Below are 7,992 nucleotides of genomic sequence, written 5' to 3'. Positions count from 1 at the left end.
ACGAGGATCGATGGGTTCACTGACAGCCACCGCCCGAGCCTCACGGCAAAAGTGTCACCACCAACCCCGCCCGAACTGTCACCGATCTCCTGATGCAGAACCGTCACCCATGTCCTGCGAGATGACACCCGGTGGGATCCGCTCACCCACACGGGACCGAGATTTTCACCGGGAGTGCCGAAAACGCCGACAGCGCACCGAATTCCGCCACTCGCAGCCAAAACTCAGCAACGCGCGGGAGACGGTCCTAACGGGACACAGCAGGACTGGCAGCCGCCCAGGCCGCCTCGATCATCCGGAAAACCTCGTCCACCGCGGCCTCCGGGTCAGCCGCCTCGCGAGCCACCGAGTAGGCGTCGACCACGAACCGCGCGATCGCCCGGCACGCCGTCGGAGTCCGCTCGAGACCGGGGTCAGCCGCCATCGCCGCGGCCAGCGACTCCGCGTGCCGCAGCCGCATCGATTCCTCGTACTCCCGCAGCGCGGGCGACCCGTCGATCATCCGCCAGACCGGCGCGACGCTGTCCGCGGTGCAATGCCGCACCAGCGCCCGGATCTCGTCCCGCAGCGCCGGGATCAGCGCCTCCGCCGACGACCGCCGCTCGACCGCGCCGCGCAGGCTTTCCTCGAAGTTGGAGTCCTGCTCGAAGACCAGCGCTTCCTTCGAGGCGAAATGCGAAAAGACCGTGGTCACGGCGACGTCGGCCTCGGCCGCGATGTCCCGGATACCCACCTCGTCGTACCCGCGCTCGAGGAACAGCCGGAGCGCGGTGTCGGCGATCTTCTGGCGGGTCGCAGCCTTCTTGCGCTCGCGCCGCCCGGACGGCTCAGTCATCCGCGGATGCTATCAGTCACAAAATGCGACCGGTTACCAAAAGCTAACCGTTAGCTTTTGGCAAGATCTACTGCCGGTATCCCTCGACCTCGCCCACCGACCGGACCGAAGCCTCGTCCGGATCGTCGTCGAACTCGACCCTGGCGCGGCGCTGCCGCAGCAGGTCCCAGCACTGGTCGAGCTCCTCTTCGGCCCGGCGGAGCCGCTCCCGGTCGTCCGAGGACAGCCCGACCCCGATCGCCCGGTCGCGCAGTTCCTTCTCCTGCGCGATCAGCTCGTCGATCCGTCCCAAGATCCCGTCAGCCACATCAACCTCCAAGGAAGCGTCGGACACCCACCAGGACGCTACCGCGCCCCGGGGAATTCCCCACCCGGTTCGTTCGTTGGACCACCCATGAGCACAGTGGAACTGACCGCGGACAACTTCGACCAGACCGTGACCGACAACGAGTTCGTGCTGATCGACTTCTGGGCAAGCTGGTGCGGCCCGTGCCGCCAGTTCGCGCCGGTGTTCGAGAAGGCGTCGGAAAAGCACAGCGACATCACCTTCACGAAGGTGGACACCGAAGCCGAGCAGCAGCTCGCCGCGGCGTTCAACATCCGCTCGATCCCGACGCTCGCCGTGATCCGCGACAAGACCCTCATCTACTCCCAGCCCGGCGCCCTTCCGGAAGCCGCGCTGGAGGACCTCATCCGCCAGGCCCGCGAGGTCGACATGGACGAGGTGCGCAAGGCAGCCGCCGCGCAAGAAGCCGAGCAGGCCTGAGCCCGCTGCCACAGGCGCAACCCAGGGAAACACGAAGGCCCGGCACCCACCAGGGTGCCGGGCCTTCGCAGCGTTTCAGGACCGGGTGACGAGCCCGCGCAGGAAGAACGCGAGGTTCGCCGGACGCTCGGCCAGCCTGCGCATGAAGTAGCCGTACCACTCGTCGCCGCAGGGCACGTACACGCGCATCGTCTCGCCTTCGGCCGCGAGTCGCTTCTGCTCCTCGGGCCGGATGCCGTACAGCATCTGGTACTCGTGGTCGCCGGACGTGCGGCCGGCGTCGGCGGCGAGCTTGCCCGCGATCGCGATCATCCGCGGGTCGTGCGAGGCCACCATCGGGTAGCCCTTGCCCTCCATCAGCACGCGCAGGCAGCGCACGTAGGACTTGTCCACTTCGGACTTGTCCTGGAACGCCACCGACTCCGGCTCGGCGTAAGCGCCCTTGCACAGCCGCACGCGCGATCCGGGACCGGACAGCTCGCGGCAGTCCTGCTCGGTGCGGTGCAGGTAGGCCTGCAGCACCGCGCCCACCCACGGGTACTCGGCGCGCAGCTCGCGGAGGATGCCGAGCGTCGAGTCCGTGGTGGTGTGGTCCTCCATGTCGAGCGTCACCGTCGCGCCGACCGCTTCGGCCGCCGCGCAGATCTTCCGCGCGTTCTCGAGCGCGACGTCCTCGCCGTCGCCCGGCAGGAACTGCCCGACCGCGGACAGCTTCACCGAGACGTCCGCGCCCTTGGCGAGGCCCTGCTCGGACAGCGCCGTCAGCAACTCCTCGTACGCCTGCACGGTGGCAGTGGCCTGTGCGGCGTCGGTGGTGTCTTCGCCGAGGTGGTCGATAGTGATCTTCCGGCCGTCGGCGGCCAGTTCCCGTGCGGCGCGCACGGCGTCGGCGGTAGCCGAGCCGGACACGAACCGGCGCACTACGGACCGGGTGACCGGTACCGCTTCGACGAGCGCACGCATCCGCTGCGAACGAGCGGCGGCGAGCAACGGGGCACGCAGCATGACGGTGTCTCCTTCTCAGCCCTGGTGCGGGTAGCGCACGGAGGTCGGCGGCACAAACGTCTCCTTGATCGAGCGCGGGCTCGTCCAGCGGAGCAGGTTGAAGACCGAACCGGCCTTGTCGTTCGTGCCCGAGGCGCGCGCCCCGCCGAACGGCTGCTGGCCGACGACCGCGCCGGTCGGCTTGTCGTTGACGTAGAAGTTGCCCGCGGCGAACCGCAGCGCCTGCGAAGCCTTCGCGACGGCCGTGCGGTCGTTCGCGATGACGGCGCCAGTGAGGGCGTACGAAGCGGTCTCGTCGACCAGCTGCAGCACGGCGTCGAAGTCAGCGTCTTCGTACACGTAGACCGACAGGATCGGGCCGAAGTACTCGGTGCTGAAGATCTCGTGCTTCGGGTTCGTCGACACGAGAACGGTCGGCTGCACGAAATAGCCGACGCTGTCGTCCGCAGTGCCGCCGACGAGGATCTCGACCTCGCTGTCGTTCTTAACGCGCTCGAAGAGCGAGGCGTGCTTGTCGAAGGCCCGACGGTCGATCACCGCGCCACCGAAGTGCGACAGGTCGGTGACGTCGCCGTACGAGAGCGCGGCGGTTTCGGACGCAAGGCCGTCCTTCAGCTGCTCCCAGACGCTGCGCGGCACGTACGCACGCGAAGCGGCGGAGCACTTCTGGCCCTGGTACTCGAAGGCGCCACGGACAAGCGCGGTGCGAAGCACGTCGATGTCGGCCGACGGGTGCGCGAGCACGAAGTCCTTGCCGCCGGTCTCGCCGACGAGACGCGGGTAGCTGCGGTAGCCGGCAATGTTCGCGCCGACAGTGCCCCACAGGTGCTGGAAGGTCGCCGTCGAGCCGGTGAAGTGGATGCCCGCAAGGTCGCGGTGCGTCAGCGCGACCTCGGAGACGGCCTTGCCGTCGCCCGGCAGCAGGTTGATCACGCCCGGCGGCATGCCGGCCTCTTCGAGCAGCCGCATGGTCAGGTGCGCGGCGAAGCTCTGCGTCGGCGACGGCTTCCACAGCACGGTGTTGCCCATCAGGGCGGGCGCGGTGGGCAGGTTGCCGGCGATGGCGGTGAAGTTGAAGGGCGTGATCGCGTACACGAAGCCCTCGAGCGGACGGTGCTCCATCCGGTTCCACACGCCCGGCGAGCTGACCGGCTGCTGGTCGAGGATGCTGCGGCCGAAGGCGACGTTGAAGCGCCAGAAGTCGGCGAGCTCGCACGCGGAGTCGATCTCGGCCTGCGTCGCGGTCTTCGACTGACCGAGCATGGTTGCCGCGTTCAGCGTCGAGCGCCACGGGCCGCTCAGCAGGTCAGCGGCGCGCAGCAGGATCGCCGCACGGTCGTCGTAGGACAGCGCGCGCCACTCCGGAGCGGCCTTCGCGGCGGCAGCGATCGCGTCGGTCGCGTCCTGCTTCGTGGCGCTCTGGATGGTGCCGAGGACGTGGCCGTGGTTGTGCGGCTGGACAACGTCGATCTTCTCGCCGCCGCCCGCGCGCTGCTCGCCGCCGACGGTGACCGTCAGGTCGACGGGACCGGCCTGACCCAGTTTCTTTAGCGCACCCTCCAGCTCGGCGCGCTCGGCGCTGCCCGGCGCGTACGTCAGCACCGGCTCGTTCTTCGGGGCGGGGGTCTGGGTCACGGCGTCCACGGCGGCTCCCTCGTTGGCTTACTCGTCGGATGCCCGAAAGATAACGCTGCGCGGCGTTCAGGGGTTTGTTCAAGCGGCTAGAATCGACCATATGGTTTTGTCCGATCGGCCTACGCGATGACGGCCGCCGAACCGTTCGCCGGCACCTCGCTGCGGCACGTGCTCGCGACGCTCGGCGAACCGCTCGTGCGGGTGCTCGTCGCGCCGCGCGGACTGGGCGTTCCGGTGCAGGACGTGGTGATCCTCGACCCCGAGGACCCGCCCGAAACGCACCCCGGCGACCTGGTCCTGGTGATCGGCGCGCGCGGCCGGTCGGCAGCGGCGGCGATCCGGGCGGCCGGACGCGCCGGAGCGGCCGCGGTGGCGGTGAAGGGCGAAGGGGGCACCGACGTCGCGGCGGACGCTGGCGTCGCGCTGCTCACGGTCGGCGCGGAGGCGCGGTGGGAGCAGGTCGAGGCGCTGGCGCGCGGGGTCGTCGACGCGGCCCGCGCGGGCGGCGAAGCGGAGACCGGCGAGGTGCTCGGCGACCTGTTCGCGCTGGCCCAGACGGTCGCGACGCTCACCGGCGGCCTGGTCAGCATCGAGGACACCGCGAGCCGCGTCCTGGCGTATTCACGAGCCGGCGACGAGGTCGACGAGCTGCGGCGGTTGTCGATCTTGGGCCGCGAAGGACCGGAACGGTACCTCGCGATCCTCCGCGAATGGGGCGTCTACCAGCGATTGCGGGCCGGCGAAGGAATCGTGCGCGTGGACGAGCGCCCGGAGCTGGGAATCCGCCGCCGCATCGCCGCCGGGATCCACGCCGGATCGCAGCCGCTCGGCACGATCTGGGTCCAGGAAGGCGCGCAACCGCTGACCGAACAAGCCGAGGTTGCGCTGCTCGGCGCGAGCAGAACCCTTGCCCCGCAACTGATCCGCGCCCGAACCCTGCCCGATCCGCAACTTCGGCTGCGCGAGGATTTGCTCGCCGGATTGCTGGAAGGACGCGTCGACGCCGAGTCGGTCGCAGACGACATCGGGGCCGATCCGGCGCGTCCAGCACAGGTTTTGGCGTTCACGCTCTCGCGGCAGCAGTCGACCGCCGCTTCGGACCGGTTGCTGCGCCGGGCCGAATTGGTGCACCTGATCGCCGTGCACACCGCGGCCTATCGGCGGACCGCGCTCGTGAGCGTGCTCGGCGGCCGGGTGTACGCGTTGCTCCCGGATCTGCCGGAACACTCGGATGCGCCAGTGCTGGCGTTGGCGAAGGAAATCGTTGGTGCGGCGCGGAAACACCTCGACGCCCCGGTCCGCGCCGCGCTCGGCGGGGTCGTGCCGAGACTGTCGGACGCAGCATTGTCGCGCGGCGACGCCGATCGGGTGCTGATGGCGATGACGCGCGGTCATTGGCCGTCCGACGTCGCGTCGCTGGCTGACGTCCGGGCGGACGTGTTGCTGTCGGAAGTGTTGGCCTACTTGGGAGATCAGCCCCGGTTGCGCGATCCGCGGCTCGCGCAACTGCGTGCCCACGACGCCGACCACGGTGACATCCTGATCCCCGCGGTGCTGGCGTATCTGAACGCTTTCGGCGACGTCCGCACGGCCGCGCGCTCGCTGAACATCCACCCGAACACCGTGCGCTACCGGGTGCGGCGAGCGTCGGAAGTGTCCGGGATCGACCTGACTGATCCGGCTCAGCGGCTGCTCACTGAACTGTTGCTGCGGCTGTAAATCGGATGCCGCGGGGGTTCGTGATCGCTAAAGTGCCGTCGTGGACCTCTTCTTCCGCTCCTGGAACGCACTTCAGAACGCCGTGAAATCGCTTGAAGGCGGGCAGTGGCTGGCCCCGTCGGGATGCACCGGCTGGCTGGTGCAGGATCTGGTGTTCCACCTGGTCATCGACGCGCAGGACATCCTGATCACGCTCGCGACCCCCGCCGAAGGCGAGCCGACGCACACCGCCGCGCAATACTGGGAACTCGGCACCGACCTGCCGACCGGCATGGACGAAGAAGGCCTGTTCACCCGCCGCTCGGCGCTCAGCTACGGCTCCACCGCCTGGCTGGCGCACCACTTCGACGACCTCGCCCAGGCAGCCGGACGCGCCGCCGCGCTCGCGGACCCGGCGTCGAAGGTCGAGACCCGCGACTACGTGCTCACGGTCGCGGACTATTTCGAGACCTACGTCGTGGAAGCGACGTTGCACCACCTGGACCTCGTCATGCATCTGTCCGGAGTGGACGGTCCAGACGCAGACTGCCTGGCAGCGACCCGGCGAACCGTCGAAACCGCCCTGGGTTCGCCACTTCCGGCAGCACTGGACGACCAAGCCGCACTCCTGGTAGCGACCGGTCGCCGTGCCGCGACCGACGAGGAAAAAGCGGCGCTGGGGTCGCTGACGGAGAAGCTGCCGATCGTCCTCGGCTAGACCGAAAGCCGTTCCGCCGCAGTCAACTCAGCAAGCGCGGCAAACGATTCGACCCGCGCCGCCGGGTCGTAAGTGCTGGTGCTGACGAGCAACTCGTCCGCCCCGGTCGACTCGACCAAATCCGCGAGACGTGCGCCGACCTCGTCCGGGGTGCCACTGATCTGCCCGGCCAAGGTGTCGTCGAGACGACGGCGTTCACGGTCGGTCATCGGCAGCGCCAAAATCTCGTCCGCAGGCGAAAGCGGCGGGAAAACGCCATGGCTGCGCGAGTACACAGTGGACCATGCCTCGGGCACCAGCAGCCGCCGAGCCTCCTCCGCGGTGTCCGCCACCGCGACCGCTGTCGACACGACGACATAGGGATCGTCCACATCGGACCGGAATGTTTCGCGGTACCGCGAAATCGCCTCGACCATCGCACGCTGCCCATGCGCCGGAGCGATCACCAGCGGCAACCCGAGCCCAGCCGCGAGATCCGCCCCCGCACCAGTCGCAAGCAAGAACACCGGCACCGACAACCCCTCGGCCGGGATTGCGTGCACCCCGTCGTGCTCGCCCCGGAAGAACGCGAGAAGCTCGCGAACCTGCCCGTCGAAGCCGTCGGCCGCGTCCTTGCCCTGGCCAAGCGCACGCCGCACCGGCTCGATAAACCCGACCGAACGCCCGATCCCGAGATCGATCCGCCCGGGAAACAAGGACTCCAAAATCCCGAACTGCTCAGCAACCACGAGCGGCCGATGATTGGGCAACATCACGCCCCCGGACCCGACCCGGATACGCGAGGTCGCAGACGCAACGGCGGACGCGAGCACCGCAGGCGAAGACCCGGCGACCCCAGGCACGCCATGGTGTTCGGAAACCCAGAACCGGTGATAGCCGAGAGCTTCGATGTCACGCGCGAACGCGACAGTGTCCCGGATCGCCTGCGCGGTCCCCCGCCCTCGCCGCACGGGCGACCGGTCCAGCACGGAAATCGGAACGTCCACGCCCACGGCAACGCCATCCGGACAGCGCGAATTCCCCGCCCCCACGACCGCCCGTGAGGGCCACCCTCATTGACTCTGATTCCCTCAGGGTTCCCCTCACGACCCCACCGCCGCCGGAACACGCACCCAATGCGGCATTGGGTGCGTCAGATGCACCGAACGCCACATTGGGTGCGTCCCATGCACCCAATGCCACATTGGGGCGCAAGCCCCGCCTCCACCCAAACCGCAGCCGATGCACCCACCGAGCGAGGCACCCAGCCCCTCCCCCAACCCCGATACGAAGCTCATCTGCGGTCGGTGGGTGCTTGTCAAGGCATCTTTCCCGCCTTGACAAGCACCCACCGAC

The 7,992-nt window shown here is 68.9% G+C and carries 8 protein-coding genes; 3 read left to right on the top strand and 5 right to left on the bottom strand.

Annotated elements, in window-relative coordinates; all coding sequences use genetic code 11:
* Positions 1-247 precede the first annotated feature (247 nt).
* Together PUT80_RS45755 and PUT80_RS45750 are read right to left on the bottom strand one after the other, a co-directional pair.
* Complete coding sequence (locus tag PUT80_RS45755) at positions 248-835, bottom strand: TetR/AcrR family transcriptional regulator (protein WP_275295872.1); 588 nt, start codon at positions 833-835, stop codon at positions 248-250.
* Positions 836-902: 67 nt separating this feature from the next.
* Positions 903-1,142 (bottom strand): DUF2630 family protein, encoded by a 240-nt coding sequence (locus PUT80_RS45750; protein WP_037819206.1) that lies wholly within the window; start codon positions 1,140-1,142, stop codon positions 903-905.
* Between the two features lie 87 nt (positions 1,143-1,229).
* Between PUT80_RS45750 and trxA the strand changes: the two genes are divergently transcribed.
* Positions 1,230-1,601, top strand: a complete 372-nt coding sequence (trxA, locus tag PUT80_RS45745) for a thioredoxin (RefSeq protein WP_009075676.1) — start codon at positions 1,230-1,232, stop codon at positions 1,599-1,601.
* Positions 1,602-1,676: 75 nt separating this feature from the next.
* Here trxA and PUT80_RS45740 read toward each other — a convergent pair whose 3' ends face one another.
* Together PUT80_RS45740 and pruA are read right to left on the bottom strand one after the other, a co-directional pair.
* Positions 1,677-2,606 carry a proline dehydrogenase family protein gene (locus PUT80_RS45740; protein WP_037819034.1) on the bottom strand — a complete coding sequence of 310 codons (930 nt, stop codon included), beginning with the start codon at positions 2,604-2,606 and terminating at the stop codon, positions 1,677-1,679.
* A gap of 15 nt (positions 2,607-2,621) precedes the next feature.
* Positions 2,622-4,250 carry an L-glutamate gamma-semialdehyde dehydrogenase gene (pruA, locus tag PUT80_RS45735; protein ID WP_043838313.1) on the bottom strand — a complete coding sequence of 543 codons (1,629 nt, stop codon included), beginning with the start codon at positions 4,248-4,250 and terminating at the stop codon, positions 2,622-2,624.
* A 117-nt stretch (positions 4,251-4,367) separates the two neighbouring features.
* On the opposite strand from pruA, the gene PUT80_RS45730 reads away from it, so the two are divergent.
* Both PUT80_RS45730 and PUT80_RS45725 read left to right on the top strand, forming a co-directional pair.
* Positions 4,368-5,960 carry a helix-turn-helix domain-containing protein gene (locus tag PUT80_RS45730; protein WP_275295871.1) on the top strand — a complete coding sequence of 531 codons (1,593 nt, stop codon included), beginning with the start codon at positions 4,368-4,370 and terminating at the stop codon, positions 5,958-5,960.
* 40 nt (positions 5,961-6,000) lie between these two features.
* Entirely contained in the window at positions 6,001-6,657 is a 657-nt protein-coding gene (locus tag PUT80_RS45725) for a maleylpyruvate isomerase N-terminal domain-containing protein (protein ID WP_275295870.1), read from the top strand.
* Here the strand turns inward: PUT80_RS45725 and PUT80_RS45720 are convergent.
* The gene (locus PUT80_RS45720; RefSeq protein ID WP_275295869.1) at positions 6,654-7,649 is read right to left on the bottom strand and encodes an LLM class flavin-dependent oxidoreductase; all 996 of its coding nucleotides are present in this window, start codon (positions 7,647-7,649) and stop codon (positions 6,654-6,656) included. The two genes, PUT80_RS45725 and PUT80_RS45720, sit on opposite strands and share 4 nt — an antisense overlap.
* Positions 7,650-7,992: the final 343 nt, after the last annotated feature.

The organism is Amycolatopsis sp. La24 (genome assembly GCF_029087445.1).
GTDB classification, from domain to species: Bacteria; Actinomycetota; Actinomycetes; order Mycobacteriales; family Pseudonocardiaceae; genus Amycolatopsis; species Amycolatopsis nivea.
The sequence above is the reverse complement of the archived record's forward strand: the minus strand, read 5'-3'. Positions and strand labels throughout refer to the sequence as shown.

Excerpts from the sequence above, each read along its gene's own strand:
- PUT80_RS45730 (WP_275295871.1), top strand. The coding sequence starts at position 4,368 with ATGACGGCCGCCGAACCGTTCGCCGGCACCTCGCTGCGGCACGTGCTC.
- PUT80_RS45755 (WP_275295872.1), bottom strand. The coding sequence starts at position 835 with ATGACTGAGCCGTCCGGGCGGCGCGAGCGCAAGAAGGCTGCGACCCGC.
- trxA (WP_009075676.1), top strand. The coding sequence starts at position 1,230 with ATGAGCACAGTGGAACTGACCGCGGACAACTTCGACCAGACCGTGACC.
- PUT80_RS45740 (WP_037819034.1), bottom strand. The coding sequence starts at position 2,606 with ATGCTGCGTGCCCCGTTGCTCGCCGCCGCTCGTTCGCAGCGGATGCGT.